Origin of the sequence: Paraburkholderia sp. (assembly GCF_050742655.1) — a bacterium.
Taxonomy (GTDB): Bacteria; Pseudomonadota; Gammaproteobacteria; order Burkholderiales; family Burkholderiaceae; genus Paraburkholderia.
This window is the reverse complement of record NZ_JBOIGG010000005.1, coordinates 1-26,675: the sequence shown is the minus strand read 5'-3', so window position 1 is coordinate 26,675 and position 26,675 is coordinate 1. Positions and strand designations below refer to the sequence as shown.

The window sequence follows — 26,675 nt, the reverse complement described above, 5'->3', positions numbered from 1 at the left end:
CATGACCATGAGCATGAGCAGGACAGGGTTTGCAGAGGCGTTCGATCTGGCATCCGCGTTCGATGCGGTGACCGACTACTGGTCGCCGAAAGTCGTCGCGCAGGTCAACGATCAGTACATGAAGATCGCGAAGGTGAAGGGCGAGCTGGCATGGCACAGCCATCGCGACGAGGACGAACTGTTCTATATCCTGCGCGGCCATCTGCGGATGGAATACGAGGGCGGCCGCGCGGTCGAGCTAACCGAAGGGATGGTGCATGTCGTGCCGAAGGGGGTACTGCACAATCCGGTCGCGTCTGAGGAGTGCTGGGTCGTGCTGATCGAAGCGGTGACGACCCGCCATACCGGTGACGTCGACACGCCGCTCACGCGGTCGATCGAGGATCAGCTGGGGTAGGAGGCGGTCCGGCGCGACGCGGTGCTTCGGCGCGCCGGTCGCGCAAAAAATTTCGCTGTGCCGTGTCGAGTCGGCTGGACGCCGTTCGTCGTGTAACGAAAGCGCGCAGATTGCGCTTCGTCCGATGGACAGGAGGCGATCATGCGGACCGGAACGGTAAGGCCGGGTAAGAGGAATGGGACGCGCACGCCGCGGAGCGATACGCCGCTTCTTGAGCGCGACGCGCGGGAATGCGACACTCGCAAAGTCGCATCATCGCGGCGCGAGCCGGCGTTCCCCGGCGATCGTCTTCCTTACCTGGAGCACGAAGATGCAGTTGATCGGCATGCTGGACTCCCCGTACGTGCGTCGCGTCGCAATTTCTATGGCCGTGCTCGGCCTGCCGTTCGAGCATCGCAACCTGTCGGTGTTTCGCCATTACGACGAATTCGCGAAGATCAATCCGGTCGTGAAGGCGCCGACGTTCGTCGAGGACGACGGGACCGTGCTGATCGAATCGTCGCTGATCCTCGATCATCTGGACCACAAGGTCGCACCGGCGCAGCGGCTGATGCCCCAAGACCCGGCCGCGCGGCTGCACGCGCTGCAGCTCGTCGGCTTCGCGCTCGCGGCCATGGAAAAGGCCATCCAGCAGGTGTACGAACGCCACTTGCGGCCCGCCGAGCGGCAGCACGAACCGTGGGTGGATCGCGTGCACGCGCAGATGCACGCGGCGTTCGCGCAGCTCGAGGCGCTGATCGCGAACCGCGAAGGCTGGTTGTGCGGCGAACGTCTGATGCAGCCGGACATCACGGTCGCGGTGGCGTGGCGCTTCACGCAGTTCATGCTGCCGGAAGCCGTAGACGCAGCGCGCTACCCGGCGCTGGCGGCTTTTTCGGAACGCGCCGAGACGCTGCCGGAGTTCATCGCGACGCCGCTCGACTAGCCTCCGGGCCCGCTCCGGCGGGCCTGTCAGACGTTCTACACGTGCCGCCGGCGATTGTTCGCATCGCACGACAAGTGACTTCGCATTCGGCCCATTTATCCGCGGGCGCCGCATCCCTACAATGGGTCCATCGAAACGTCAATTGCAGCGCAGCGCCGAAGCGGCTCCGCGCGATGGGAGCGGCCATGAAGGATCTGATCGAACGACAGCTGTATCATCCGGCACTCGTATTGCCGATGGTCTCGCTCATGCAATTGATGGTCTCGCAGGACTTCAATCTGGGGCAGGTTGGCTTCATGGTCGCGACACGTGGCGCGCAGGCGGCGCTGCAGCGCTCGCGCCGCTTGTTCCACCACGGTGACTGTGGCGATTGCGCCGCGTAAGGTTGCCTAAGGTTGCCCAGGCTTGCATTGAGCGGAATTTTTTCACGGATCACGAACGGCGAACGCGAAGGAACGATCCCCATCGAGGCGTAAGATGACGCGGAGCAAACAGCTTCGGGAGTTCGGTTATGCCTCGGCATTTCGATGCAGTGGTTATCGGCACTGGGCAAGGCGGTCCTCCGCTCGCCGTGCGCCTCGGTGAAAGTGGCAGAAAGACGGCGGTCGTCGAGCGCGCGGCGTTCGGCGGCACGTGCGTGAACGTCGGCTGCACGCCGACCAAGAGCTATGTCGCGAGTGCTCGCGCCGCACACGTCGCGCGTCATGCAGCCGAACTGGGCGTGCAGGTAAGCGGTCCGGTTCACGTCGATCTCGCGCGGGTCAAGGCGCGCAAGGACGGCGTTGTCGGACAGTCACGCGATGGCGTCGAAACATGGCTGCGCGAAGCCAGCAACGTGACGGTGTTCGCCGGACATGCGCGCTTCACCGGTCCGCACACACTGCGCGTCGAAAGCGCGGACGGCACGACCGAAGACCTCGAAGCCGACGAGATCTTCATCAACACGGGTACGCGCGCGGTCGTTCCGCCGGTCGAAGGGATCGAGCGTATTCGTTATCACACGAACTCCACACTGCTTGAACTGACCGAATTGCCCGATCATCTTGCGATCGTCGGCGGCAGTTATATCGCGCTCGAATTCGCACAGGTGTTCCGCCGCTTCGGCAGCCGCGTGACGGTACTCGTGCGCGGCGACCGCCTGCTTGCGCGCGAGGACGACGACTTCGCGCGTGGTGTGCAGGGCGTGCTCGAGCGCGAAGGCATCGTGTTCCGCTTCGGCATCGATCTGGCGCGTGTCGAACCGCTCGAGGCGGGCGGCAGCGGCGTGCGCGTGAGCTTTGCAGCGGGGGGCGGCGAGCCGGTCGATGCGAGCCATCTGCTGTTCGCGACCGGCCGCCGTCCGAACACCGACGATCTCGGCCTCGATGCCGCCGGCCTCGCGACCGACCGGCACGGCATGATCGCCGTCGACGGCCAGTTGCGCACGCGCGTGCCCGGCATCTGGGCGATCGGCGACGTCAATGGTCGCGGTGCATTCACGCATACGTCCTACGACGATTTCCAGATCGTCGCCGCGAATCTGCTCGACGGTAGAGCGCGCAGCGTCGATGACCGCATCATGGCGTACGCGGTCTACGTCGATCCGCCGCTTGCTCGCGTCGGTCTGTCGGAAAGCGAGGTGCGCGCGAGTGGCCGCCCCGCGTTGATCGCGACGATGCCGATGTCGCGCGTGGGTCGCGCCCGCGAGCGCGGCGAAACCGACGGCTTCATGAAGGCGCTGGTCGACCCGCAGACGAAGCGCATCCTCGGCGCGGCGATCTTCGGCATCGAGGGCGACGAAGCGATTCACACGTTCATCGACATCATGACCACCGACGCGCCGTACACGACGCTGCAATACGCGATGCACATCCATCCGACGATCAGCGAGCTGGTGCCCACGCTGCTCGACGGGCTGAAGCCGCTCGAATAACAAGATTCACAAGATTCACAAGATTAACGAGATGGCGCAAGGCGATGCAACACCGGGAGGTGGCATCGACAACCTGCCCGCGCATCGCCGATAATCGCCGTGACCCGCGCACGATGCGCGCACCGACAGGGAACCCGGCAGATGGGCAAAGGACGACTCGAAGCCTTCAGCGATGGCGTGATCGCCATCATCATCACGATCATGGTGCTCGAACTGAAGGTGCCCGAAGGCATCGGCCTCGATGCGCTGCGTCCGCTGATTCCGGTTTTCCTCGCTTACGTGCTGAGCTTCATTTACGTCGGTATCTACTGGAACAATCACCATCACACGTTCCATGCGGTGCAGAAGGTCAACGGCGCGGTGCTATGGGCGAATCTGCATCTGCTGTTCTGGCTGTCGCTGTTCCCGCTCGTCACGCACTGGATCGGCGAGAGCCATCTCGCACCGTGGCCGACTGCGATGTACGGTTTCGTGCTGTGCATGGCGGCCTTCGCGTACTTCGTCCTGATTCACGTGCTGATGCGCAACCATGGTCGCGATTCGACGCTCGCGAAGGCGATGGGGCGCGACTTCAAGGGCAAGGTGTCGGTCGTGATCTATCTGGCGGGCGTGGTGCTTGCGTTCGTCGCGCCGTGGATCTCGGTGCTGCTCTATACCTTCGCCGCGGTGCTGTGGTTGATTCCGGACCGGCGCATCGAGCGCGTGGTGCAGGACTGACATGCTGCTCGCACTCAAGCTTGCACTGGTGCCCGGCTTTCTCGCCGCGCTGACGGTCGCCGGCCGCGTGTGGGGGCCGGCGGTCGCGGGCTGGCTCGCGGGGCTGCCGGTGGTCGCGGGGCCGATCGTGCTGCTGCTCGCGCTCGAACGCGGGACCGGCTTCGCGGCGCAGGCGTCGCTTGCTTCGATTGCGGCGATCGCCGCGTCCGAGGCCTTCAACTTCGCGTATGCGTGGACCTGCCGTCGCTTCGCGTGGCCGCTTGCCGTGGGCGCGGGGCTCGTCGCGTGGGGCAGTGCCGTGTTGCTGCTGGCGCACCTGCCCGCGCAACTGCCGTGGGTGCTCGCCGCCGCCTGCGCAGCCGTGGCGGTTTCGCAGACGTGGCTGCCGCGTTCGACGGGCGTCGTGCCGGCCGCACGCATCAGTGCAGCCGACCTCAGCATGCGGATGCTCGCGGGCGCGCTGCTGACGCTCGCGGTGACGGCGCTGTCCGCATCGATGGGAGCGGCGTGGAGCGGGCTGCTGTCGGTGTTTCCGCTGCTCGCGATCGTGCTCGCGGTGTCTGCGCAGCGCGCGCATGGAGCCGGCTTCGTCGCGTTGCTGATGCGCGGCATGGTGATCGGACGGGGCTCGTTTGCCGCGTTCTTTGCGGTGACCGCGACGATGTTGCCGCATACCGGCGTGTTGTCTGCGTTCGCTTGCGCGGCGGTTGCGTCGGTGGCGGTGCAGGGTGCGACGAAGCGTTTCGTTGGAAGACGGCAGCGTCTTGCCGCCGTGGCGTGACTGCGAGTCGATTCCGCGCGGCTGCGTTTCTCGTTTAGTTCGATGTTCAACCACTCGCCCGATTTCTCGATGCCACTGTCGATCCAGCCATGTCCGCCCGCACGCCACCGTCCCGCATCGGTCTGATTTCCGACACGCATAACCTCGTGCGTCCCGAAGCGCTCGCGCAGCTTGCCGGCTGCGACGCGATCGTGCATGCCGGCGATATCTGCGAGCCCGCGGTGCTCGATGCGCTCGCCGCACTTGCGCCGCTCACTGTCGTTCGCGGCAACAACGACACGGGTGCATGGGCGCATGCATTGCCCACGCACACGACGCTGACTATCCAGCAGGTGACGATCCTCGTCGTGCACGACATCGCCGACGTGACCGGTGCTCTGCTTCGAGACGGCATCGGCGTCGTGGTGACCGGGCATTCGCACAAGCCGCTCGTCGATATGCGCGACGGCGTGCTGTTCGTCAATCCGGGCAGCGCGGGACCGCGGCGCTTCAAGCTGCCGGTATCGGTCGGGATACTCGAGATATCGGGCGCGCATGCGACGGCGACGTTGCATACGCTGGCGGTGTGAACGGCGGTTCGACGCGCAACGCTCGATAGAACGCAAAACGGGCCGGCATTGAGTTGCACCTCAACGCCGGCCCGCTGCATGTCCTATGCGTATATCCGCTTACGCGCGCGCAGTCGCCTCCGCTTCATACGCGTCGTCCATTTCCTCCGCCTCGCGATGACCGCGCAGCACCGCATGCGCTTCCGCATGCGTCGCGACGCTCGGGCCTGAGCCCGGCAGCGGCTTGCGGGCGGTTTCGCGCAGCGCGAACACCGATGCGATGCCAATCAGCGACGCGCCCATCAGGTAGTACGCCGGCATCATCAGATTGCCGGTCGTGTCGACGAGCCACGCGGTGACGAGCGGCGTCGTCCCGCCGAACACCGACACCGAGATGTTGAAGCCGATCGCGAGCGCGCCGTAGCGGATGCGCGTCGGGAACAGCGCGGGCAGCGCGGACGGCATCACGCCGGTGAAGCACGACAGCAGCACGCCGAGTATCAGCAAGCCGCCAAACACCGGCAGCGTGTCGCCGGTGCGGATCAGCAGCAGCGCGGGAATCGACAGCGCGAGCAGGCCGACGCAGCCCGCGAGCATCACCGGTTTGCGGCCGACGCGGTCCGACAGATGTCCCGCGTAGAGCGTCATCGGCATCATCAGTACCATCACGAGCAGCACGAGGAAGAGGCCATGCGTTTCGTCGAAGTGCAGCGTCGCCGACAGATAGCTCGGCAGATACGACAGCGCCATGTAATCGGTCACGTTGAAGATCAGCACGAGACCCACGCACAGCAGCAGCGGCTTCCACTGCTGCGCGAGCAGTTCGCGGAGCGGCTGGGGTGCATGCGCTTTCTCGTCCGCTTCGCGCGCGTCGGCCTCCTTCTTGAACGCGGGCGTTTCCTCGAGCTTCAGCCGGATGTACAGGCCGACCAGACCGAGCGGCCCCGCGATCAGGAACGGCACGCGCCAGCCCCACGACAGCAGCGCATCGTTCGACAGCGCGGCTGTCAGCAGCGCGACCGTGCCCGCGCCGAGCACGTAGCCGATCAGTGTGCCGAACTCGAGAAAGCTGCCCATGAAGCCACGCCGTTTGTCGGTCGAGAACTCGGCGATGAAGGTCGCCGCGCCGCCGTATTCGCCGCCGGTCGAGAAGCCCTGCACGAGCCGCGCGACCAGCAGCAACACCGGCGCGAGAATGCCGATCGAGTCATACGACGGAATCAGGCCGATCGCGAACGTGCCGCACGCCATCATGATCATCGTCATCGCGAGCACGCGTTGTCGGCCGATACGATCGCCGAGCGGTCCGAACACCATCCCGCCGATCGGGCGCACGAGGAACGCGGCCGCGAACGTGCCGAACGTCGCGATCAGCTGCGCGGACGGGCTGCTCGATGGGAAGAACACGTGGCCGAGCGTCACGGCGATGTAGCTGTACACGCCGAAGTCAAACCATTCCATCGCGTTGCCGAGTGCCATCGCGCCGACTGCGCGCTTCAGGAGGGATTTATCGACGACGGTGATGTCGTCGAGGGTGAGGCGGTCGTCCTGCCTGCGACGCCGCAAGATGCTGTTGCCGTTGCTGGATACGGTCAAGGTTGGAACTCCCTTTCCAATGACTGCGGCCGGACGCGAGCGCCGGGCCACGGTTGCCGGGAAAGTGCAGTTTCGCGAGCGGACGATGGCATGAAGCCAGCGAGCCACGGAATGGCGAAGAAAAACGCCGACGCCGCCGCATCGCGCAGGCCGTCGCGAAATTGCACTCGTTTGAGGTGCTGACTGGGTTGCATCTGCGTGGCCGTGGAAGGGGGGCAGATGCAGGACGACGCGGGCACTTCGGCCTGCGCCAATGAAAGGCTGGAAACGAAAAAGGCCGGTGATGAATCGCAGCTCACGCCGCGGGCAACCGACAAGCCTTCTTGTATAAAAAACTATCCGACCCGTGACGGGCGACGCTGCCTGGGAACGACCTTGAAGGACCTGCGCCAGGCGCGCAACCTCGCCGCGAATTGAACGCGAATGAAGGTGAATTGCTGTTGAAACGATGCACATGATAGCACGATGACAGAGGATCGTGCAAACGTGGGGCGTGGCGGGAGGGGGTGGGCAGGCGCTCAGCCCTTGTATGACGGGGGATTCCGGCGGATCGGCCGGTCCGGTTCAGTCAGCGCGCGGCGACGCCCTGGATAATGCAAAAAGGCGCGCAAAAAGGCGAAAAAAATCCGCGCACGCGGCGCGGATCGTCGGGACCGGACGGTCTGAAAAACCCGCCCGAATACCCTGTCTCAGCTCTGCGACGGCGGCACGTAGCCCGACGCCTGATCGGCGCCTTCGCCGAAGAAGAACTTCTCGGTCTGCTTGAGCAGGTACTGGCGCGCGCGCGGATCGGCCATGTTCAGGCGATTCTCGTTGATCAGCATGGTCTGCTGCTTGAGCCATGCCTGCCAGGCTTCCTTCGAAATACTCTCGTAGATCCGCTTGCCGAGTTCGCCCGGCAGCGGCGGGAAATCGAGACCTTCGGCTTCCTTGCCGAGCTTCGCGCATTGAACCATACGGGCCATTCTGTGCTTCTCCTGTAACGGGGTGGGGCGGCAGTCGTTATTGTGAGTGCTCAGAGCTGCTTCATCAGCACGAGCGACTTGCGCTGCCAGTTATAGAGGCGGCGGCGATCTTCCGGCAGGTCGTCGACCGTTGCCTTCACGAAGCCGCGTTTAAGGAACCAGTGTTCGGTGCGCGTCGTCAGCACGAAGATGCGCGTGAGGCCGCGCGCCCGGGCGCGCTGCTCGATGCGCTTCAGCAGGCGCTCGCCGTCGCCGGAGCCCTGCGCTTCGGGCGCGACGGTCAGGCAAGCCATTTCGCCGATACGCTCCTGCGGGTACGGATACAGCGCCGCGCAGCCGAACAGCACCGCATCGTGTTCGATCACCGAGAAGTGGTCGATGTCGCGTTCGATCTGGTGACGCCCGCGCCGCACGAGCGTGCCGTCGGTTTCGAGTGGTTCGATCAGCGTCAGGATGCCGCCGACGTCGTCCGGCGTCGCTTCGCGCAGGCTTTCGAGATTCTCGTACGAGATCATCGTACCAACGCCATCGTGCAGGAACAGTTCGAGCAGCAGGCTGCCGTCGAGCGCATAAGGAATGATGTGCGCCCGTGCGACGCCGCCGCGGCACGCGCGGATCGAGTGTTTCAGATAGAAGCCGGCGTCACCGGTGACCTCGCCGCTTTCGTGCAGCTTGTAGGCGTCGTCGAGCGACAGTTCGCGGACCAGTTCGGTGCCGCCTTCGCCATCCTGCATCAGGCCCGGCGTTTCGGTGAGGAACACGATCTTGTCGGCGCGCAGCGCGATGGCGGCGGCGGATGCGACGTCTTCCATCGACAGGTTGAATGCTTCGCCGGTGGGCGAGAAACCGAGCGGCGACAGCAGCACCAGCTTGCGGCTAGCGAGCGAGTGGCGGATCGATTCCGCGTCGATCTTGCGCACGACGCCCGTGTGCGCGAAGTCGACCCCGTCGAGAATGCCGACCGGCCGCGCCGTCACGAAGTTGCCCGACACGACGTTGATGTGCGCGTGCGCCATCGGCGTGTTCGGCAGCCCCTGGCTGATCGCGGCTTCGATGTCGAGACGCACTTCGCCGGCCGCTTCCTTCGCGGATTCGAGCGCGCGCGCGTCGGTGATGCGCATGCCGTGCGAAAACTCGGACTCGACGCCGTGCAGGCTCATCTGCTCCTCGACCTGCGGACGCGAGCCGTGCACCAGCACGATCTGGATGCCCATGGCCTGCAGCAGCGCGATGTCGGAGACGAGCGCGCTCAAGAGGCCCTGATGCACCACTTCGCCGCCGAACCCGACGACGAACGTCTTGTTGCGGAACTCGTGAATGTAGGGGGCGACCGAACGCATCCAGTCGACGAACTGCGCATGCTGCGAGTCGGATTCCGGAGCGGCGGACGTGGCCGGCGCGCTCGCGGGCGTGGGGACGAGGTCGGTTTGGGAATTCATGCCCGGGATTATAATGCGCCCCCATGTCGAATGTACCCAAAAGTCCCGCCTCGCCGAACGCAAAAAATGCGTCGGGCGCCGGGCAAGACAAACCGGCGCAGCCTCGCCGCGACACGGCGCCGGCAGCGCGCGACAAGCAGCGCATGCCAACGCCGTCCGGACCCTCCGCATCTTCCGCGCCGTCTTTACCGTCTGCACCGCCGGCGCGCCGTGATGGTGCGCGCGGCGAGAGCGGCCGTAATGACCGTGGCGAGCGCCCGAATCGCGGCGCCCCGCGCGCCGCGCGGATCGTCGTACCGAATCCCGTTCCGCCGATCACGTTTCCCGAAGCGCTGCCCGTGTCCGGCCGGCGCGAAGAGATCGCCCGCGCGATCGTCGCGCATCAGGTGGTGATCGTCTGCGGCGAGACCGGCTCGGGCAAGACGACGCAGCTGCCGAAAATCTGTCTGTCGCTTGGGCGCGGTCTCGGCGCTGGCGGCACCGGGTTGATCGGCCACACGCAGCCGCGGCGGATCGCGGCGTCGGCGACCGGCCGGCGGATCGCCGAGGAACTCGGCACGCCGTTCGGCGAAGTGGTCGGCTATAAGGTGCGCTTCACGGACAATCTCGCGCCGGGCGCGTCGGTCAAACTGATGACCGACGGCATCCTGCTCGCCGAAACGCAGACCGATCCGCTGCTGAACGCGTACGACACGCTGATCATCGACGAGGCGCACGAGCGCAGCCTGAATATCGATTTCCTGCTCGGCTATCTGAAAGAAATCCTGCCGAAGCGGCCCGACCTGAAGGTGATCGTCACGTCGGCGACGATCGACGCGGATCGCTTCGCGCGGCATTTCGGCAGCGATGAGCGGCCGGCGCCGGTGATCGAGGTGAGCGGGCGGCTGTATCCGGTCGAGATGCGCTATCGGCCGGTCGCGGAGGACAGCCCGGCGGTGAAGGCTGCCGAAGGGACGAGCGGACGCGACCGCCCGAGAAGCGGCGCCGGCCGAGATCGCGATTTGATGGAAGCGATCGTCGATGCGGTCGACGAGCTGTGCCGCGAAGGCCCGGGCGACGTGCTCGTGTTCCTGCCCGGCGAGCGCGAGATCCGCGATGCCGCCGAAGCGCTGCGCAAGCACCATCCGCCGCACACCGACATCCTGCCGCTGTTCGCGCGACTGTCGGCCGCCGAGCAGGAGCGCGTGTTCCGTCCGTCGAACGCGCGCCGCATCGTGCTCGCGACGAACGTCGCCGAAACCTCGCTGACGGTGCCGGGCATCCGCTACGTCGTCGATACGGGGCTCGCGCGTGTGAAGCGCTACTCGTACCGCAACAAGGTCGAGCAGTTGCAGGTCGAGTCGATTTCGCAGGCCGCCGCGAACCAGCGCGCGGGTCGCTGCGGGCGCGTCGCGGACGGCATCTGCATCCGCCTGTATGAAGAGACCGACTATCAGTCGCGCGTGCGCTTCACAGACCCCGAGATCCTGCGTTCGTCGCTCGCGTCGGTGATTCTGCGGATGAAGTCGCTGCATCTCACCGGCATCGAAACGTTTCCGTTCATCGAGCCGCCGCCGGGCCGCGCGATCGCCGACGGCTATCAGTTGCTGAACGAACTGGGCGCCGTCGACGACGACAACGCGCTGACGCCGCTCGGCCGCGAACTGGCAAGACTGCCGCTCGATCCGCGGGTCGGCCGGATGATTCTGGCCGCGCGCGACCAGCAGGCGTTGAGTGAAGTGCTGATCATCGCGAGCGCGCTGTCGGTGCAGGATCCGCGCGACCGCCCGATCGAAGCGCAGGAGCAGGCCGACCAGGCGCACCGGCGTTTCGCCGACGAGCGCTCCGAATTTCTGCAGTGGCTGAAAATCTGGGCGTGGTTCGCGGAAGCGGTCGAGCACAAGAAGTCGAATCGCCAGCTTGCCGACGCGTGCCGCGCGAATTTTCTGTCGCATCTGCGGTTGCGCGAATGGCGCGACGTCCATTCGCAACTGCTGACGGTGGTGCGCGAGCATGGCTGGCGGCTGAACGAAAGCGAAGCGACGTTCGAGCAGATCCATCTCGCGTTGTTGACCGGGCTGCTCGGCAACATCGGTCTGAAAGCCGACGACGAGCCGCACTATCTGGGCGCGCGCGGCATCAAGTTCTTCCTGTGGCCGGGCTCGGCGCTCGTCAAGAAGGCGGGGCGCTGGGTGATCGCCGCCGAACTGGTCGAGACGAGCCGGCTGTACGCGCGCTGTATCGCGAAGATCGAGCCGGAGTGGATCGAGCGAGTGGGCGCGCATCTGTTGAAGAAATCGCTGTCCGAGCCGCACTGGGAAAAGCGCGCGGCGCAGGTGTCGGCGTTCGAGCGGGCAGTGCTGTATGGGCTGACGGTGTACAACCGGCGACGCGTCGCGTTCGGCCGCCAGGATCCGGCGCGGGCGCGCGAACTGTTTATCCGCGGCGCGCTGGTCGAAGGCGAGTTCGACACGAAGCTCGGGTTCTTCGCGCATAACCGCAAGCTGTTTGCCGACATCGAGCAGCTCGAGCACAAGTCGCGTCGCCAGGACGTGCTGGTCGACGACGAACTGATCTTCGCGTTCTACGATCAGGCGATTCCGCAGGGCATCCATACCGGCGCGTCGTTCGAGCGCTGGTATCGCGACGAGGTGAAAAAGAGCGGCCAGCCGGACGAGCGGCTGCGGCTGCTGTATCTGTCGCGCGACGACCTGATGCGCCACGAGGCCGCCGGCGTCACGACCGATCTGTTCCCGAAGCGGATGACGATGTCCGGCGTCGAGATGGCGCTCACCTATCACTTCGAGCCGGGCACGCCGCGCGACGGCGTGACGCTCGCGGTGCCGCTGTATGCGCTGAACCAGGTCGACGCGCGGCGCTGCGAATGGCTCGTGCCGGGCATGCTCAAGGAGAAGACGCAACTGCTGCTGAAGTCGTTGCCGCAGAAGCTGCGCCGCCACTGCGTGCCGCTGCCGGAGTACGCGGCAGGGTTCGTCGAGCGCACGGCCGGTCCGCGTTTCGGTGCTGGTGGTTTGCTGGAGACGCTGATTGCGGACATCCGCGAGCAGACGCAGGTGGCCGTCCGGCAGGCGGACTTCAAGCTCGAGACGCTGGCCGCGCACCTGTTCATGAACTTCAAGGTGATCGACGAGCACGGGCGGCAGCTCGCGATGGGCCGCAATCTCGCGCAGTTGCGCGCGGAACTGGGCGGCCAGGCGCAGCAGCAATTCCAGAAGATCGCGGCGGGGGTCGCGCTTGATGATGCGTCGGGCGACACGAGTGCGGCTCCGCAGACCTCTACACAAAGTAGCGATGCGGTACGCGGCAAAGCGACACCGGCGCCACACACCCAGCGCGAAGCGGGCGCCGCATCCACACCCACGACCGCGCTGTACGAAAACCTCACGACGTGGAATTTCGGCAAGCTGCCCGATCTGCTCGAAATCCGTCGCGGCGGGCAGACGCTGTTCGGCTATCCGGCGCTCGTCGATCGCGGCACGCACTGCGACGTCGAAGTATTCGATTCGCCGGACGAAGCCGCGCGGATTCATCGCGCGGGGCTGCGGCGGCTGTTCGCGCTGCAGTTGCGCGAGCCGATCCGCTATCTGGAGAAGAACCTGCCGGGGGTGCGCGAAATGGCGATGCAGTTCATGCCGCGCGGCACGCAGGAAGAATTGCGCGATCAGCTGATCGACGTCGCGCTCGATCGCGCGTGCCTGCAGGAGCCGCTGCCCGACGACGACGCGAGCTTTCACGCACGCCGCGACGAAGGCAAGGGGCGGCTCACGCTGCTCGCGCAGGAGATCGCGCGGCTCGTCGGACAGATTCTCGGCGACTACGCAGCGGCGACGAAAAAGCTGCTGCAGGCGAAGCCGTTCGCGGCCGCACATGCGGATCTGCAGAACCAGCTCGATGCGCTGGTCGGTAAGCGTTTTGTCGTCGATACGCCGTATGCGCAGCTCGCGCATTTTCCGCGCTATCTGAAGGGCATCGCGCTGCGCATCGACAAGCTGAAAGCGGATTCGGCACGCGACGCCCGGCAGTCGGCGGAATTCCAGCCGCTCGCGCAGCACTATCAGCGCGCGCTCGCGCAGCGCGGTGGCGTCGCCGATCCGCGTCTGACCGAATTCCGCTGGCTGCTCGAGGAACTGCGCATTTCGCTATTTGCGCAGGAGTTACGCACGCCGATGCCGGTGTCGGTCAAGCGGCTCGCGAAGGTCTGGGAATCGATGCAGCGTTGAACGGATTCGGCGCGCGCGGTCGATCTGCGTCAACCGCGCGCGCCGGCAAACGTTCTACAATGACGCCTGTTCTTCGATGTGACACTTCATGCGCAAATTTTTCCTTCGCCGCTTTAACCATTTGACTAGCACGTTCGCAGCAGGCGCGGCATTGGTCGCCGCAGCAGGTTTCTTCTCCCCGGCAGTCCACGCGAACAACGTGATCGTGCTCAATTCCGGCGAAGCCACGCTGAGTCTGATCGACGAGACCACGCGACAGGTCGTCGAGACTGTGCCGACCGGCAAGGAACCGCACCACTTGATGGCGACGCCCGACAACTCGTCGTTGATCGTCGCGAATTCGGTGTCGAACAATCTGCTGTTCGTCGATCCGAAAACCGGCAAGCCGCAACGCTGGATCGAAAACATCGAGGATCCGTATCAACTCGGTTTCTCCCCCGACCGTAAATGGCTCGTCACGACCGGGCTGCGGCTCGACCGGATCGACATCTATCACTACGACGGTCACGATCTGACGCTAGTGAAGCGTCTGCCGCTCGCGGTGATGCCGAGCCACATGGCGTTCACGAACGACAGCAAGACGGTATTCGTCACGCTGCAGGTATCGGGCGAACTCGCGGCTATCGATCTGCCTACACAGACAGTCAAATGGAAGATGAAGGTCGGCAAGGTGCCGGCCGGGCTGTGGATGACGCCGGGCGAGAAGTACCTGCTCGTCGGCATGACAGGCGCGGATTACGTCGCGGTGGTCGACTGGAAGAACCAGAAGATCGTGAAGACGATCCCGACCGGCAAGGGCGCACACAACTTCCGCTCGCTCGCGGATGGGCGACACGTCGCCGTGTCGAACCGGGTGGCGAGCACGATCAGCATCATCGATGAAGAGACGCTGACCAACGTCGGCGACATCACTGGATTGATGCCGGGGCCCGACGACATGGAACTGTCAGCGGACAAACGGTATCTATGGGTAACGTTCCGCTTCGCGAAGCACGTCGGCATCATCGACCTGACGACGCGCAAGCTGATCCAGACGATCGCCGTCGGCCGTTCGCCGCACGGCATCTATTTCTTCGACCGCGCACCGGTCACCGCGCCGAACGGCGCGTAACGGCGACGGTTGTGACAGCAACGCCGGTCCGCATGCGGACCGGCACGACGTGTGAAGCGTGACCGGCACCATGTTCCATCTGATCTTCTCCGCTCTCGACAGCCTCGTTTCCACGGTGCAGACCGCGCTGTACGTGGATATCGTGCAGCCGCTGCTGTACCGCTTCGATCTGATGGACTACGACGAGGACACGTACGACAGCCTGTACTGGGTGATCGTCGGCGTGCTCGAAGTACTGGCGATGTATGCGGTGCTGCGGCCGCTCGAGGCGCTGCGCCCGGTCGAGCACTGGGACAACCGCAAGGCCGTGCGGGTCGACGTGATCTACACGTGGATCGCGAAGCTCGGCATCCTGAACCTCTTTTTCTTCTTCGCGCTGCAGCCGTTCTTCGATAACGTGCAGGGCTGGCTGCGGCTGCGCAATATCGCGAACATCGAGATCGACAATCTGTGGCCCGGCGTGACCACGCAGCCGCTCGTCACGTTCGCGATCTATCTGCTGATACTCGATTTCGCCGGCTACTGGTATCACCGCTGGCAGCATCGCGTGGGCATCTGGTGGGAACTGCACGCGGTGCATCACAGCCAGCGGCAGATGTCGCTGTGGGCCGACGACCGCAACCATCTGCTCGACGATATGCTGCAGGCGAGCTTCTTCGCGCTGATCGCGCTGTTCATCGGCGTGCCGCCGGCGCAGTTCGTCGTGCTGGTCGCGATCACGAATCTCGCACAGAGCGTGCAGCATGCCAACATCCGGATGTACTTCGGCTGGCTCGGCGAACGGTTGCTCGTCAGCCCGACGTTCCATCGTCGGCATCATGCGATCGGCTATGGCCACGAAGGGCTGAAGTACGGCTGCAACTTCGGCGTGCTGTTCCCTTGGTGGGACATGTTGTTCCGCAGCGTGTCATGGAGCCGCGAAATGGAGCCAACCGGCATTCGCGACCAGCTCGACGGGCGCTCGTACGGTGACGGTTTCTGGGCGCAGCACTGGCTCGCGTTCGGTCGCATCGCGAAGCGGCTCGCGCCGAAGCGCAGAACACCAGGCGCGCCCGGCGAGGATGCCGCGGCGGTTTGAGCGGTGCTCTTGCCTTGCCTGTCTGCGGGCAGGGTTGCTTTCCTTTCCAGCGCACTCACGGGGCTTGCCCCTATCTTGGCCAACCGGCCCGCTACCGACGTCATCGCGACTGGTTTATCCTGTCCCGATGACCGTTCCGATTCCTTTTCTCCTGACCGCTTCACTCACCGGCACTGGCTCGCATGAATGACCTGTTGCGCTCGTTCGGGCGCGCGCTGACGAGTGCGCTTCATCCGCGCATGCTCTGGCTGACCTTCATGCCGTTCGCCGCAGCTACGATCGGGTGGGGCCTGATCCTGTGGTTCTTCTGGCAGACGCTGACCGGCGCGACGCGCACGTGGCTCGAAGGCTGGGCGTTCACGACGACGCTGTATAACCTGTTCGGCTGGCTGGGGTTTTCGTCGCTGCATGCAGTGATCGCACCGTTCATCGTGATCGCGGTCGCGATCCCGTTGATCGTCGTGACGGTGCTGCTGCTGATCGCGACGTTGTCGATGCCCGCCGTGGTCCGCCATCTGTCAGCGCGGCAGTTCGCGAGCCTCGAGATGCGGCGCGGTGGAACGTGGTACGGTAGCCTCGTGCATTCGCTGTGGACGACGGCGATCTGTCTCGTCCTGCTGGTGATCACGCTGCCGTTATGGCTGGTGCCGCCGTTCTTCGCGTTGATCCCGCCGCTGCTGTGGGGTTGGCTCACATATCGCGTGATGACTTACGACGCGCTTGCGCTGCATGCGAGCGTCGACGAACGGCGCGCGCTGGTGCGGCGGTATCGCCTGCCGCTGCTGCTGATCGGCGTCGCGAGCGGGCTGCTCGGTTCGCTGCCGACGCTGCTGTGGGCGTCGTCGGTCTGGCTGATCGTGCTGTTTCCGGTCATCACCGCCGTGACCATCTGGATCTACGCGTTCATCCTCGTGTTCTCGGCGCTCTGGTTCGGCTACTACTGCCTGCGCGCGCTGCAACGCATGCGCGCGGACGAGCAGGGCGCGCGCACGGCGGTGACTCCCTACTGACTTTTATCGAGAGGCCGCAATGGCATTTGGCGTCATCATCATCGGCGACGAAATCCTGTCGGGCAGGCGTACCGACAAGCATCTGGCGAAGGTCATCGAACTGCTCGGCGCGCGCGGCCTCGAACTCGCGTGGGCCGAGTACGTCGGCGACGATCCTGAACGCATCGTCGCGACGCTGCGCCGGACGTTCGCGTCGGGAGACATTGTGTTTTCGACGGGCGGTATCGGTGCGACGCCGGACGATCACACGCGCCAGTGCGCGGCCACCGCGCTCGGCGTGCCGCTCGAACTGCATCCGGATGCAGCGGTACTGATCCAGCAGCGGATCCGCGAGATGCATCCGGCGAATTCGCCGACCCCCGTCGATCTCGACACGCCGGACAATCGTCATCGTTTGAACATGGGCACGTTTCCGCGCGGCGCATCGATCATTCCGAACGGCTACAACAAGATTCCCGGCTTCTCGGTCGGTGACCATCATTTCGTGCCGGGCTTTCCGGTGATGGCGTGGCCGATGATCGAGTGGGTGCTGGATTCCCGCTACGCGGATCTGCATCACGCGACGCCGCACGCGGAGAAATCGCTGCTCGTGTTCGAGTTGCCCGAATCCACGCTGACGCCGCTGATGGAAAAGATCGAAACCGATTTTCCGGGCGTAAGAGTGTTCAGCTTGCCGAGCGTCGGCGATGCGGAGCGCGGCGGCATCTACGCGCGCCGGCACATCGATCTCGGCGTGAAGGGCGAGCCCGAAGCTGTTGCTGCAGCCTTTGTGAAGCTGCGCGAAGGGGTGCATCTGCTCGGCGGGGATATCGTCGAGCTTGCCGCGGATGTGTCCACTGCGGGAACCGATAAATCGCGCAACTGAAGCTGAGTTCGACCTCCGTCGGCGCGGAGGCATTTTGTCATCGCTGTATGGCGCGCATCATCGACGTGTCATGTCCGGTGCCGACGATAGTCCCAGATATACGTAAGCGAACTCAGGCGCCGATCCACGGCAGTCCGCGGAAGCACCATCCGGAAACCATCTTGCGGTGCCCCTGGCCGTCCTTGTCGCCCTCGAACCCTTCCAGCAGATCGAACGCGTGGGTGAAGCCGGCCTGCGTGGCCGCGATCGCGGCGAGCTTCGAGCGCGCGGCGCTGCGGCACAGCAGCAGCACGGGTGCATCGGCGGACACGACCTGGCGAAGCTGTTCGATGAATTCCTGATTCGGCACGCCGCCCGGATAGCGCGTCCACTCGACATGCGCATACTGGCCGTCGCCGATCACCGGCCGGCCGACCCAGTCGAGTTCGGCGCGCGTGCGGACGTCGACGAGCCGGGTCTGCGGGTCGAGCTGAAGCAGCTCGAAGGCTTCGGCAGGCGACACGGCGCCTGCATACGGCAACTGGTTTTCGACGCGGCGCTTATCCGCCTGGGCGTACAACTGTTCGAGCGTGCTCATGACGGCGATTCTCCTTGGGCCAAAAAATCATTCTAGCGTGCGGCGCCTGCGCGTAGCGATTACGGAACGTGCCGGACGGAGAGTGTTGCGCGGGCCGCATCGCGCGGCAGCAGGGCGCGATTGAAACAGCGAGTCGAATGCGCCGCATCGGTGCAAAATGGGCGGAATGCACCAATTCTGCGTCCGAAGTTGGCGCATGACTTACGAATGCACCGCTATAGTGCCGGAGTGCGCCGGGCGCCTGGGCAAAGCCGCCGCGAGGGTCCGCTCGATTCCCTGCGGACGCGCGCCGGCAAAAGGATTGCGCCGCTTTGGCGCATGTGTGGCATGGAAGCTGCTTTATTGGTGCCGATCGATTCGATCGCCGGTTTTTCGTTCTGCCTGCAGGATCGGGTGGACGGGCCCGGACGGGTCAGCTAGATTTGGGCGGCGGCTCGATCCGCCGAATTCGTTAATCAGGAGATAGGTTATGAGTAAATCCGTGGCCGACGTCATCCAACTCGTCAAAGACGAGGACGTCAAGTTTGTCGACTTCCGTTTCACCGACACGCGCGGCAAGGAGCAACACGTTTCGGTGCCGGTGTCGGCATTCGGCGAAGACAAGTTTGAAAGCGGCCATGCTTTCGATGGTTCGTCGATTGCAGGCTGGAAGGGCATCGAAGCTTCGGACATGCTGCTCGTGCCGGACGCGGACACCGCGTTCATCGACCCGTTCTACGAAGAATCGACGCTCGTGCTGACCTGCGACGTCGTCGAACCGGCAGACGGCAAGGGCTACGAGCGCGATCCGCGCTCGCTCGCGAAGCGCGCTGAAGCGTATCTGAAGAGCTCGGGTCTCGGTGACACCGCGTACTTCGGTCCGGAACCGGAATTCTTCATTTTCGACTCGGTCCAGTGGAACACGGACATGTCGGGCTGCTTCGTGAAGATCGGCTCGGAAGAAGCACCGTGGTCGTCGGGCAAGGAATTCGAAGGCGGCAACACGGGTCACCGTCCGGGTACGAAGGGCGGCTACTTCCCGGTCGCGCCGGTCGATTCGTTCCAGGACATTCGCTCGGAAATGTGCCTGCTGCTCGAACAGATCGGCATCCCGGTCGAAGTGCACCACCACGAAGTCGGTGGCATGGGCCAGAACGAAATCGGCACCAAGTTCTCGACGCTGGTGCAGCGCGCCGACTGGACGCAGCAATTGAAGTACATCGTCCACAACGTCGCGCACACGTACGGCAAGACGGCGACGTTCATGCCGAAGCCGGTGGTCGGCGACAACGGTTCGGGCATGCACGTTCACCAGTCGATCTGGAAGGATGGCCAGAACCTGTTCGCAGGCAACGGCTATGCGGGCCTGTCGGAATTCGCGCTGTTCTACATCGGCGGCATCATCAAGCATGCTCGCGCGCTGAACGGCATCACGAACCCGACGACGAACTCGTACAAGCGTCTCGTGCCGCACTTCGAAGCACCGGTGAAGCTCGCTTACTCGGCGCGCAACCGTTCGGCATCGATCCGGATTCCGCACGTGTCGAGTCCGAAGGGCCGCCGCATCGAAACGCGCTTCCCGGATCCGATGGCGAATCCGTACCTGTGCTTCTCGGCGCTGATGATGGCGGGTCTCGACGGCGTGCAGAACAAGATTCACCCGGGCGAAGCCGCTGACAAGAACCTGTACGACCTGCCGCCGGAAGAGGATGCAAAGATCCCGACCGTGTGTGCCGGCCTCGATCAGGCGCTCGACGCGCTCGACAAGGATCGCGAGTTCCTGACGCGCGGCGGTGTGTTCACCGACGCGATGATCGACGCGTACCTGGAGTTGAAGGAAGCCGAACTGCAACGCGTGCGGATGACCACGCACCCGGTCGAGTTCGAACTGTACTACTCGCTGTAAGCGGCGATGGCGCTTCGTCTGCGACCTGCAGCGAAGCGCGCGCCTGACGCTCGCGATCGGTAACGAAGGGGACGGCGGCGCCGTCCCCTTTTTTGTTACGGCCTCGCGAGCCGCAGTCAGTTTGTTGATTCACCTCACTGTCTCATACCGGCCAGACTGAACGATGGTTCTGAAGAATCTGATCAAGGCGAGAAAGGGACATGCGGACGCGCTGTCCGATGATCCGCAACTGGTCGACTCGGGCCTGCTGCCCGGGTTCGAAGCATTGCCGACGGTCGTTCTCGTCCTCGAAAAGCGCACGCTGCGGGTCGCGTTTGCGAATCCGTCGGCGGAAGCGATGCTCGAACTGTCGAGGCGGCAACTCAGACAGATGGCATGGACCGATATTTTTACGAGCTCCGATGATTTGATGGAAACGATTGCGTCGATTGCCGCTCATCGTTTCCATGCGACGCATCTCGACACGGTGCTTGAACGCCCTGGGCACGAGCCGCTGCACGCGCATGCGATCGTCGGTTTTCTCGATAGCGCACCCGACTACGTGCTGCTCGAACTCTTCGAGAACGAGCGTCACATGCGCACGGATCGCGAAGAGCGCATTCAGGATCTGACCGCGGTCAACAAGCAGTTGATCCGCAATCTCGCGCACGAGATCAAGAATCCGCTCGGTGGCATTCGCGGCGCGGCGCAACTGCTCGAATTCGAACTCGGCGCGCGTGAGCGCGACGAACTGCGCGAATACACACAGGTTGTCATCAAGGAGTCGGACCGGCTGCAGACGCTGGTGGACCGTCTGCTGGAGCCGCACCGTCATCCGCACATCGTCGGCGACGTGAACATTCACGAAGTGTGCGAACGCGTGCGCGCCGTGATCATGGCGGAATTTCCGCGCGGTCTCACGATCGAGCGTGACTACGACGTGAGCGTGCCCGACCTGCGCGGCGACAAGGAACAACTGATCCAGGCGCTGCTGAACATCGTCCGCAACGCGGCCGAGGCATTGCGCGAACGCATCTCGCAGGGCGACGCGCGCATCGAGTTGCGCACGCGCGTTGCGCGCAAGGTGACGATTGCGAAGCGCATCTGCAAGCTGGCACTGGACTTGCATATCATCGACAACGGCCCGGGTATCCCGAGCGACATTCGCGACCGCATTTTCTATCCGCTCGTGTCCGGGCGCGATGACGGCAGCGGTCTCGGCCTCACGCTCGCGCAGACTTTCGTGCAGCAGCACGACGGACTGATCGAAGTGGAAAGCCGACCGGGACACACCGAGTTTCAGATCCTGCTGCCGCTCGACTGCTAGGACCACGCCTCTTAAGCCTTCTGAACGACCTATATGAAGCCGATCTGGATAGTAGACGACGATCAATCGATCCGCTGGGTGCTCGAAAAGGCCCTTGCACGCGAAAATTTCGCGACGCGCAGCTTCGCGAACGTTCGCGAGGCGGCCGGCGCGCTCGACCACGACAGCCCGCAGGTGCTGGTATCCGACATCCGGATGCCGGGTGGTTCCGGGCTCGAACTGTTGCAGACGGTACGCGAGAAGGTGCCGGGTTTGCCGGTCATCATCATGACGGCGTTCTCCGATCTCGACAGCGCAGTTGCCGCGTTTCAGGGCGGGGCATTCGAATATCTCGCGAAGCCGTTCGACGTCGATAAAGCCGTCGAACTGATCCGCCGCGCCGTCGACGAGAGCGTGCGCGGCGAACACACATGGGACGACCGCGTCGCCGATGCGCCGGAGATGCTCGGCCAGGCCCCTGCGATGCAGGACATGTTCCGCGCGATCGGCCGGCTGTCGCATTCGGCGGCGACCGTGCTCATCACTGGCGAATCGGGTAGCGGCAAGGAACTGGTTGCACGTGCGCTGCACCGACATAGCCCACGCGCGAACGGACCGTTCATCGCGCTGAACACCGCGGCGATTCCGAAGGATCTGCTGGAATCCGAACTGTTCGGCCACGAGCGCGGCGCGTTCACCGGCGCGCAGGCGATGCGTCAGGGCCGCTTCGAACAGGCGGAGAACGGCACGCTGTTTCTCGATGAAATCGGCGACATGCCGTTCGATCTGCAGACGCGTCTGTTGCGTGTGCTGTCCGATGGGCAGTTCTATCGCGTCGGCGGACACAACCCGCTGCGCGCCAACGTACGGGTGATCGCGGCCACGCACCAGAATCTCGAATCGCGCGTGCGTCAGGGGCTGTTCCGCGAGGATCTGTATCACCGGCTCAACGTGATTCGTCTGCGGCTGCCCGCACTGCGCGAGCGCAGCGAGGACATTCCGCTGCTCACGCGGCACTTTCTGCAGAAGAGCGCACGCGATCTCGGCGTTGAGCCGAAGCGTGTGTCGGATGACGCGCTCGCCTATCTGACGTCGCTGACGTTTCCGGGCAACGTGCGCCAGCTAGAGAATCTCGCGAACTGGCTGACTGTGATGGCGCCCGCGCAGACGATCGAGATCAAGGATCTGCCGCCCGATCTCGTGCCGGGCAGCGCGGGCGTCGCCGACAGCGGCGGTCTCGGTGCAGGCGAGGGGGCGAGCGGTGTGTCCGCGGGGATCGTGGGCATCGCTGCGCCGGGTGTGGCTGTGCCGAACGGCCTGATCGGCACGCCGCTGATGGGCGGCACCGGCATCCCCGCGCCGACGCCGGCCAGCATATGGGAGAACGGTTTGCGTACCGAGGTAGCGCGGCTGCTGCGCGAGAACTCGGCTGACGTGATGGATGAACTGTCGCGCCGATTTGAAGCGGCGGTGATTCGCGAAGCGCTCGACTTCACGCGCGGCCGCAAGGTCGAGGCCGCTGAGCGACTGGGCATCGGCCGCAATACGATCACACGCAAGATCCAGGAGCTGCATCTGGAGTCGTGATGATCAAGGGCCCGCGCGCATGCGGTATGCGCACAGGCCTACGTGATGTACATCAATCGAGCTGCGCGACGACCGGCGCGTGATCGGACGGCTGGTCCCATTTGCGCGGCGTCTTGTCGATGTCGCAGAACGTGCAGCTCGCGACGAGCGGTTTCGACAGCAGGATGTGATCGATGCGTACCCCCGCGTTGCGGCGGAACGCGAGCATCCGGTAGTCCCACCACGAGAAGGTTTTCTCGGGCTGCTCGAACAGACGGAACGCGTCGACGAGCCCCAGCGCGATGAGCCCCGTGAACGCGGCGCGCTCTTCCGGCGAAACCAGATTCTGTCCTTCCCAGGCTTGCGGATCGTGCACGTCGCGATCGTCGGGCGCGATGTTGTAGTCGCCGAGCAGCGCGAGCTTTGGATATTCGGCGAGTTCTTTTTCGATCCATACGTGCAGCGCTTCGAGCCAGCGCAGCTTGTAGGCGAATTTCTCGGTGCCCGGCGCCTGGCCATTCGGGAAATACGCGGAGATTACGCGCACGCCTTCGATTGTCGCGGCGATCACGCGCTGCTGCGGATCTTCGAAGCCCGGTATGTTGCGCACGACGGTGACGTCGTCCACGTTGAGTGCGTCGCGCACGAGAATGGCGACGCCGTTGTAGGTCTTCTGTCCCGCGAACCAGCTGCGGTAACCCTTCGCTTCGAACTCGGTGCGCGGAAATTTCTCGTCGGGCATCTTGAGTTCCTGCAGACACAGCACGTCGGTCTGACTGGTTTCGAGCCAGTCGATCACGTGTTGCTGACGGACCTTGAGCGAATTCACGTTCCACGTGGCTAACTTCATCGGCGTTTCCCGGTTTGAATCTGGCTGCACGAATCTTACCGCGAACCTTGCGTGTCGCTAATACATCGCTCGCGCGTTGCTCGTACGTGGCGCGCCGTGCGCGATCGTTTGTCGCACGAAAAATAATCGGCGGATTCGTTTGACGCATGCTGCATGCGTCAGTATAATTCGCTTCCTCTGACGCGGGGTGGAGCAGTCTGGCAGCTCGTCGGGCTCATAACCCGAAGGTCACAGGTTCAAATCCTGTCCCCGCAACCAAGAATGAAAAGAAGCCCGTATGGTGCAAGCCATGCGGGCTTTTTCATTTGCTGTGCTCACATTATGCGATCGCCCAATCGACCGCCGCCTGCGCATGCAGCGCCGTCGTGTCGAACACCGGCAGCGTCGAATCTTCCGGTTTGATCAGCAGCGTGATTTCCGTGCAGCCCAGTATCACTGCCTGCGCGCCGCGTTCGGCGAGCCGGTCGATCACACGTCGATAGATGTCGCGCGATTCGTGTCTTGTATCGGCGCAGCGAGTAGCGGTTCTATTGTGCATACTCCACCAGTCAACCTGAATATTTCAGCCACGACAACCGTCTGTCTGGTTTCGACGCAGAACTTCACGACCAGTACATGCACGGCGAGTGGTGCGATTTACGCCATCCGCTGGCATTAGGCCGTGCGGCGTACAAAGATGCCGACCGACGTCGTCGTATGCCCCAGCAATCTTAGTTTCAGATGCGGATTGTTGGTGTAGGGCGGCGCGTCGACGTGGAAATCAAGGGCGTGCGCATGGGGAGCGATGATGAACGGCTGGACTTCATGCCCGCGTGCAAGTAGACGAGAAACCAGATCTTCCATATCGCGGCGGCGATAGATCACCGTGGGACCATCCGTGACCGTCTCGTCGTTCGACGAGAGATTGTATTCCGTGGTATGTACCGCGATGCCGCCGGGTTTGAGCGTCTTCTCGACACTGTTAATCACGAACTGCAAACCTGCCTCCAGACTTCCGAGGTGCTCGAAGCAGCACGACGACCATGTGAAGTCAAAGCCCGTCAGGCTGCTGTCGATCAAGTTCATGTCGCAAAAACGATGTGATACCTTTGCGTCGAACACCGCATCGTCCACGACGGCCGGGAACTTCAGCTCCGACAGCGCTGCGCTGTGCTGACCGGTTGTCGACCATCCGCTCGACACCCCGATCTCCGGCGGCGCATCGGTCGCCACGATTTCGCATCCAAGCTTCGCAAACAGCGCCGGTAGCCGTTCCTGTCCGACGCCGAAGCCAAGGCCGCGCTTTCCTTCCGCGAGCGCCCCAGCGCTGTGCAGATGATGGATGATGTACGCCCACTCCCAAAACTTGCGTTGATACATTGGCGGCAGCGCGATCATGCGGCATATCTCAGCGTAACGCGGATGCATCATGTCTGCGGCACTGCACGTCGAATACTGCATGAACGGCGCGTCATTGCCTGTGACCGGCGCATTAGGGATAAAAATATGCTCCTGGATCAGGTTGGCAACGCCCTGCTTCGTCAGAAGGGCTTCCGCATTCTCCAGAACCTGGGTACGCAGTGCGAGGGCGCGCAGTTGGGCTTCGAGCGCTGCTATGCGCTTCTCCGCGGGAGCAAGTCGCGCAACTGCTCCATTTACGCGTTGGTCGACTTCCGAGCCGATTCTCGTGCGTAGTCGGTTCCAAATCGGCCGGCCGAATGATTTGAGTGAACTCTTCAGCATCAAATGTCCCTCGGGTTCTCTTTTTTGTCCCAGCAGTCGCTGGAAGTCGCTGGAAGTCGTCGTGCGCAGTCTATCTTAAAATCGTCCGGTCTTTTGCTGCGGCGCCTCTTCGGTACCGAGCTATGCGGTAGCATCCTGCACCTACAAATAACAAATCCTGTCCCCGCAACCAAACATGAAAAGAAACCAGCATGGTACAAGCCATGTGGGCTTTTTCATTTGCGCGTGCGTTACTCAGGTACGCGGCGTGACGGTGTCCTCCTTGATCGCCCAGTCGACCGCCTCCTGCGCATGCAGCGCCGTCGTGTCGAACACCGGCAGCGTCGAATCTTCCGGTTTGATCAGCAGCGTGATTTCAGTGCAGCCCAGTATCACTGCCTGCGCGCCGCGTTCGGCGAGCCGGCCGATCACACGTCGATAGATGTCGCGCGATTGCGCGTCGATCCTGCCGTGGCACAGCTCGTCGTAGATGATCCGGTGCACGTCCGCGCGTTCGTCTTCATCGGGGATGACGGTGTCGAGCCCGTGACGTTCGCGCAGGCGACCGACATAGAATTGCTGCTCCATCGTGTAGCGCGTGCCGAGCAGACCAACGCGCTCGATGCCCGCGCTCCGCAATGCCGCGCCGGTCGGATCGGCGATGTGCAGGAACGGCACCTTGATCGCCTGTTCGATCGATTCGTGGACGCGGTGCATCGTGTTGGTCGCGAGCATCACGAGATCGGCGCCGCCGCGTTCGAGTTGCCGTGCCGCATCCGCCATCTGACGGCCGAGCGATACCCAGTCGCCGGCGCGCTGGTCGGCCTCGACCACGGCGAAATCCACCGTCACCATCACGCTGCGCGCGTTGTGGTGGCCGCCGAGGCGCGCTTTCGCGTAGCGGTTCAGCAGCCGGTAATACTCGGCGGACGACTCCCAGCTCATCCCGCCGATCACCCCAATCGTTTTCATCCATTCACCTTGCGATGTCGTTGCCGGCCAGTATAGAACCCGTGCAACGCCGCACGGCGGTACGGATCGCGCGCGTGCCACCGATACGGATATCCCGAAAGAGAACACAAACAGGCATCCGATTCTTGTCAAAATAACTGTGTTTTTGTAAGGGCTGTCCATTTAGCTCCACCTGAGCCATGATAGCGGCGTGAGCGAGAACCAGCATACGCCGATTGCCGGGCAGGACTATCCGCAGACGTGGAGCCAGTTTGAAGAATGGTTTGCCTGCGAGC

General features: G+C 63.9%; 24 protein-coding genes, 1 tRNA gene and 1 pseudogene. 17 read left to right on the top strand and 9 right to left on the bottom strand.

Annotated features, from left to right (window positions below; genetic code table 11):
• Window positions 1-7 precede the first annotated feature (7 nt).
• The 7 genes from ACREXZ_RS09010 (at window position 8) to ACREXZ_RS08980 (ending at window position 5,301) form a co-directional block, all read left to right on the top strand.
• The gene (locus ACREXZ_RS09010) at window positions 8-397 is read left to right on the top strand and encodes a cupin domain-containing protein (RefSeq protein WP_431763956.1); all 390 of its coding nucleotides are present in this window, start codon (window positions 8-10) and stop codon (window positions 395-397) included.
• A gap of 310 nt (window positions 398-707) precedes the next feature.
• On the top strand, window positions 708-1,322 hold the full coding sequence (locus ACREXZ_RS09005) for a glutathione S-transferase family protein (protein WP_431763711.1): 615 nt from the start codon (window positions 708-710) through the stop codon (window positions 1,320-1,322).
• Between the two features lie 185 nt (window positions 1,323-1,507).
• Window positions 1,508-1,705 (top strand): hypothetical protein, encoded by a 198-nt coding sequence (locus tag ACREXZ_RS09000; RefSeq protein ID WP_133648306.1) that lies wholly within the window; start codon window positions 1,508-1,510, stop codon window positions 1,703-1,705.
• Window positions 1,706-1,833: 128 nt separating this feature from the next.
• Window positions 1,834-3,234 (top strand): FAD-containing oxidoreductase, encoded by a 1,401-nt coding sequence (locus ACREXZ_RS08995; protein WP_431763710.1) that lies wholly within the window; start codon window positions 1,834-1,836, stop codon window positions 3,232-3,234.
• A gap of 141 nt (window positions 3,235-3,375) precedes the next feature.
• Window positions 3,376-3,951, top strand: a complete 576-nt coding sequence (locus ACREXZ_RS08990) for a TMEM175 family protein (RefSeq protein WP_431763709.1) — start codon at window positions 3,376-3,378, stop codon at window positions 3,949-3,951.
• A 1-nt stretch (window position 3,952) separates the two neighbouring features.
• Window positions 3,953-4,732, top strand: coding sequence for a hypothetical protein (locus ACREXZ_RS08985; RefSeq protein ID WP_431763708.1), 780 nt, complete (start codon window positions 3,953-3,955; stop codon window positions 4,730-4,732).
• 89 nt (window positions 4,733-4,821) lie between these two features.
• Window positions 4,822-5,301, top strand: a complete 480-nt coding sequence (locus tag ACREXZ_RS08980; protein ID WP_431763707.1) for a metallophosphoesterase family protein — start codon at window positions 4,822-4,824, stop codon at window positions 5,299-5,301.
• A gap of 99 nt (window positions 5,302-5,400) precedes the next feature.
• On the opposite strand, the gene proP is transcribed toward ACREXZ_RS08980, so the two are convergent.
• Window positions 5,401-6,876, bottom strand: a complete 1,476-nt coding sequence (gene proP / locus ACREXZ_RS08975) for a glycine betaine/L-proline transporter ProP (RefSeq protein WP_431763706.1) — start codon at window positions 6,874-6,876, stop codon at window positions 5,401-5,403.
• Between the two features lie 219 nt (window positions 6,877-7,095).
• Here proP and ACREXZ_RS08970 point away from each other — a divergent pair, with 219 nt between their 5' ends.
• A complete protein-coding gene (locus ACREXZ_RS08970; RefSeq protein ID WP_431763705.1) occupies window positions 7,096-7,293 on the top strand; it encodes a hypothetical protein in 198 nt (65 codons plus the stop codon).
• Window positions 7,294-7,565: 272 nt separating this feature from the next.
• Here ACREXZ_RS08970 and ACREXZ_RS08965 read toward each other — a convergent pair whose 3' ends face one another.
• Both ACREXZ_RS08965 and argA read right to left on the bottom strand, forming a co-directional pair.
• Window positions 7,566-7,841: an oxidative damage protection protein gene (locus ACREXZ_RS08965; RefSeq protein ID WP_431763704.1), complete on the bottom strand. Its 276-nt coding sequence runs from the start codon at window positions 7,839-7,841 to the stop codon at window positions 7,566-7,568.
• Between the two features lie 50 nt (window positions 7,842-7,891).
• On the bottom strand, window positions 7,892-9,280 hold the full coding sequence (gene argA, locus ACREXZ_RS08960) for an amino-acid N-acetyltransferase (protein ID WP_431763703.1): 1,389 nt from the start codon (window positions 9,278-9,280) through the stop codon (window positions 7,892-7,894).
• A gap of 23 nt (window positions 9,281-9,303) precedes the next feature.
• On the opposite strand from argA, the gene hrpA reads away from it, so the two are divergent.
• The 5 genes from hrpA to ACREXZ_RS08935 all read left to right on the top strand — a co-directional run bounded on the left by hrpA (window position 9,304) and on the right by ACREXZ_RS08935 (window position 17,564).
• On the top strand, window positions 9,304-13,500 hold the full coding sequence (gene hrpA, locus ACREXZ_RS08955) for an ATP-dependent RNA helicase HrpA (RefSeq protein WP_431763702.1): 4,197 nt from the start codon (window positions 9,304-9,306) through the stop codon (window positions 13,498-13,500).
• An 88-nt stretch (window positions 13,501-13,588) separates the two neighbouring features.
• On the top strand, window positions 13,589-14,611 hold the full coding sequence (locus ACREXZ_RS08950) for a beta-propeller fold lactonase family protein (RefSeq protein WP_431763701.1): 1,023 nt from the start codon (window positions 13,589-13,591) through the stop codon (window positions 14,609-14,611).
• 70 nt (window positions 14,612-14,681) lie between these two features.
• A complete protein-coding gene (locus ACREXZ_RS08945; RefSeq protein ID WP_431763955.1) occupies window positions 14,682-15,689 on the top strand; it encodes a sterol desaturase family protein in 1,008 nt (335 codons plus the stop codon).
• Window positions 15,690-15,871: 182 nt separating this feature from the next.
• Window positions 15,872-16,699 (top strand): EI24 domain-containing protein, encoded by an 828-nt coding sequence (locus ACREXZ_RS08940; protein ID WP_431763700.1) that lies wholly within the window; start codon window positions 15,872-15,874, stop codon window positions 16,697-16,699.
• Window positions 16,700-16,718: 19 nt separating this feature from the next.
• Window positions 16,719-17,564 carry a competence/damage-inducible protein A gene (locus ACREXZ_RS08935; protein WP_431763699.1) on the top strand — a complete coding sequence of 282 codons (846 nt, stop codon included), beginning with the start codon at window positions 16,719-16,721 and terminating at the stop codon, window positions 17,562-17,564.
• 112 nt (window positions 17,565-17,676) lie between these two features.
• Here ACREXZ_RS08935 and ACREXZ_RS08930 read toward each other — a convergent pair whose 3' ends face one another.
• Window positions 17,677-18,141 carry a rhodanese-like domain-containing protein gene (locus tag ACREXZ_RS08930; protein ID WP_431763698.1) on the bottom strand — a complete coding sequence of 155 codons (465 nt, stop codon included), beginning with the start codon at window positions 18,139-18,141 and terminating at the stop codon, window positions 17,677-17,679.
• Between the two features lie 469 nt (window positions 18,142-18,610).
• On the opposite strand from ACREXZ_RS08930, the gene glnA reads away from it, so the two are divergent.
• The 3 genes from glnA to ntrC all read left to right on the top strand — a co-directional run bounded on the left by glnA (window position 18,611) and on the right by ntrC (window position 22,898).
• Window positions 18,611-20,026, top strand: a complete 1,416-nt coding sequence (glnA, locus tag ACREXZ_RS08925; RefSeq protein ID WP_431763697.1) for a type I glutamate--ammonia ligase — start codon at window positions 18,611-18,613, stop codon at window positions 20,024-20,026.
• 163 nt (window positions 20,027-20,189) lie between these two features.
• A complete protein-coding gene (gene glnL / locus ACREXZ_RS08920; RefSeq protein ID WP_431763696.1) occupies window positions 20,190-21,332 on the top strand; it encodes a nitrogen regulation protein NR(II) in 1,143 nt (380 codons plus the stop codon).
• A gap of 33 nt (window positions 21,333-21,365) precedes the next feature.
• Window positions 21,366-22,898 carry a nitrogen regulation protein NR(I) gene (gene ntrC / locus ACREXZ_RS08915; protein ID WP_431763695.1) on the top strand — a complete coding sequence of 511 codons (1,533 nt, stop codon included), beginning with the start codon at window positions 21,366-21,368 and terminating at the stop codon, window positions 22,896-22,898.
• A 52-nt stretch (window positions 22,899-22,950) separates the two neighbouring features.
• Here the strand turns inward: ntrC and xth are convergent, their stop codons facing one another.
• Window positions 22,951-23,727, bottom strand: coding sequence for an exodeoxyribonuclease III (gene xth / locus ACREXZ_RS08910; protein ID WP_431763694.1), 777 nt, complete (start codon window positions 23,725-23,727; stop codon window positions 22,951-22,953).
• A 181-nt stretch (window positions 23,728-23,908) separates the two neighbouring features.
• On the opposite strand from xth, the gene ACREXZ_RS08905 reads away from it, so the two are divergent.
• Window positions 23,909-23,985 (top strand) — tRNA-Met (locus ACREXZ_RS08905).
• 61 nt (window positions 23,986-24,046) lie between these two features.
• Here ACREXZ_RS08905 and ACREXZ_RS08900 read toward each other — a convergent pair.
• The 4 genes and pseudogenes from ACREXZ_RS08900 to ACREXZ_RS08885 all read right to left on the bottom strand — a co-directional run.
• Window positions 24,047-24,235 (bottom strand): annotated as a pseudogene (locus ACREXZ_RS08900) (aspartate/glutamate racemase family protein); the annotation flags it as partial.
• Window positions 24,236-24,381: 146 nt separating this feature from the next.
• On the bottom strand, window positions 24,382-25,449 hold the full coding sequence (locus tag ACREXZ_RS08895) for a hypothetical protein (protein ID WP_431763693.1): 1,068 nt from the start codon (window positions 25,447-25,449) through the stop codon (window positions 24,382-24,384).
• Between the two features lie 234 nt (window positions 25,450-25,683).
• Complete coding sequence (locus ACREXZ_RS08890; RefSeq protein WP_431763692.1) at window positions 25,684-26,400, bottom strand: aspartate/glutamate racemase family protein; 717 nt, start codon at window positions 26,398-26,400, stop codon at window positions 25,684-25,686.
• A gap of 4 nt (window positions 26,401-26,404) precedes the next feature.
• Window positions 26,405-26,675, bottom strand: a 271-nt coding sequence (locus ACREXZ_RS08885; protein ID WP_431763691.1) for a hypothetical protein, incomplete at its 5' end; no start/stop codon positions are given.

Excerpts from the sequence above, each read along its gene's own strand:
- ACREXZ_RS09010 (WP_431763956.1), top strand. The coding sequence starts at position 8 with ATGAGCATGAGCAGGACAGGGTTTGCAGAGGCGTTCGATCTGGCATCC.
- ACREXZ_RS09005 (WP_431763711.1), top strand. The coding sequence starts at position 708 with ATGCAGTTGATCGGCATGCTGGACTCCCCGTACGTGCGTCGCGTCGCA.
- ACREXZ_RS09000 (WP_133648306.1), top strand. The coding sequence starts at position 1,508 with ATGAAGGATCTGATCGAACGACAGCTGTATCATCCGGCACTCGTATTG.
- ACREXZ_RS08995 (WP_431763710.1), top strand. The coding sequence starts at position 1,834 with ATGCCTCGGCATTTCGATGCAGTGGTTATCGGCACTGGGCAAGGCGGT.
- ACREXZ_RS08990 (WP_431763709.1), top strand. The coding sequence starts at position 3,376 with ATGGGCAAAGGACGACTCGAAGCCTTCAGCGATGGCGTGATCGCCATC.
- ACREXZ_RS08985 (WP_431763708.1), top strand. The coding sequence starts at position 3,953 with ATGCTGCTCGCACTCAAGCTTGCACTGGTGCCCGGCTTTCTCGCCGCG.
- ACREXZ_RS08980 (WP_431763707.1), top strand. The coding sequence starts at position 4,822 with ATGTCCGCCCGCACGCCACCGTCCCGCATCGGTCTGATTTCCGACACG.
- ACREXZ_RS08970 (WP_431763705.1), top strand. The coding sequence starts at position 7,096 with ATGCAGGACGACGCGGGCACTTCGGCCTGCGCCAATGAAAGGCTGGAA.
- ACREXZ_RS08965 (WP_431763704.1), bottom strand. The coding sequence starts at position 7,841 with ATGGCCCGTATGGTTCAATGCGCGAAGCTCGGCAAGGAAGCCGAAGGT.
- argA (WP_431763703.1), bottom strand. The coding sequence starts at position 9,280 with ATGAATTCCCAAACCGACCTCGTCCCCACGCCCGCGAGCGCGCCGGCC.
- hrpA (WP_431763702.1), top strand. The coding sequence starts at position 9,304 with ATGTCGAATGTACCCAAAAGTCCCGCCTCGCCGAACGCAAAAAATGCG.
- ACREXZ_RS08950 (WP_431763701.1), top strand. The coding sequence starts at position 13,589 with ATGCGCAAATTTTTCCTTCGCCGCTTTAACCATTTGACTAGCACGTTC.
- ACREXZ_RS08945 (WP_431763955.1), top strand. The coding sequence starts at position 14,682 with ATGTTCCATCTGATCTTCTCCGCTCTCGACAGCCTCGTTTCCACGGTG.
- ACREXZ_RS08940 (WP_431763700.1), top strand. The coding sequence starts at position 15,872 with ATGAATGACCTGTTGCGCTCGTTCGGGCGCGCGCTGACGAGTGCGCTT.
- ACREXZ_RS08935 (WP_431763699.1), top strand. The coding sequence starts at position 16,719 with ATGGCATTTGGCGTCATCATCATCGGCGACGAAATCCTGTCGGGCAGG.
- ACREXZ_RS08930 (WP_431763698.1), bottom strand. The coding sequence starts at position 18,141 with ATGAGCACGCTCGAACAGTTGTACGCCCAGGCGGATAAGCGCCGCGTC.
- glnA (WP_431763697.1), top strand. The coding sequence starts at position 18,611 with ATGAGTAAATCCGTGGCCGACGTCATCCAACTCGTCAAAGACGAGGAC.
- glnL (WP_431763696.1), top strand. The coding sequence starts at position 20,190 with ATGGTTCTGAAGAATCTGATCAAGGCGAGAAAGGGACATGCGGACGCG.
- ntrC (WP_431763695.1), top strand. The coding sequence starts at position 21,366 with ATGAAGCCGATCTGGATAGTAGACGACGATCAATCGATCCGCTGGGTG.
- xth (WP_431763694.1), bottom strand. The coding sequence starts at position 23,727 with ATGAAGTTAGCCACGTGGAACGTGAATTCGCTCAAGGTCCGTCAGCAA.
- ACREXZ_RS08895 (WP_431763693.1), bottom strand. The coding sequence starts at position 25,449 with ATGCTGAAGAGTTCACTCAAATCATTCGGCCGGCCGATTTGGAACCGA.
- ACREXZ_RS08890 (WP_431763692.1), bottom strand. The coding sequence starts at position 26,400 with ATGAAAACGATTGGGGTGATCGGCGGGATGAGCTGGGAGTCGTCCGCC.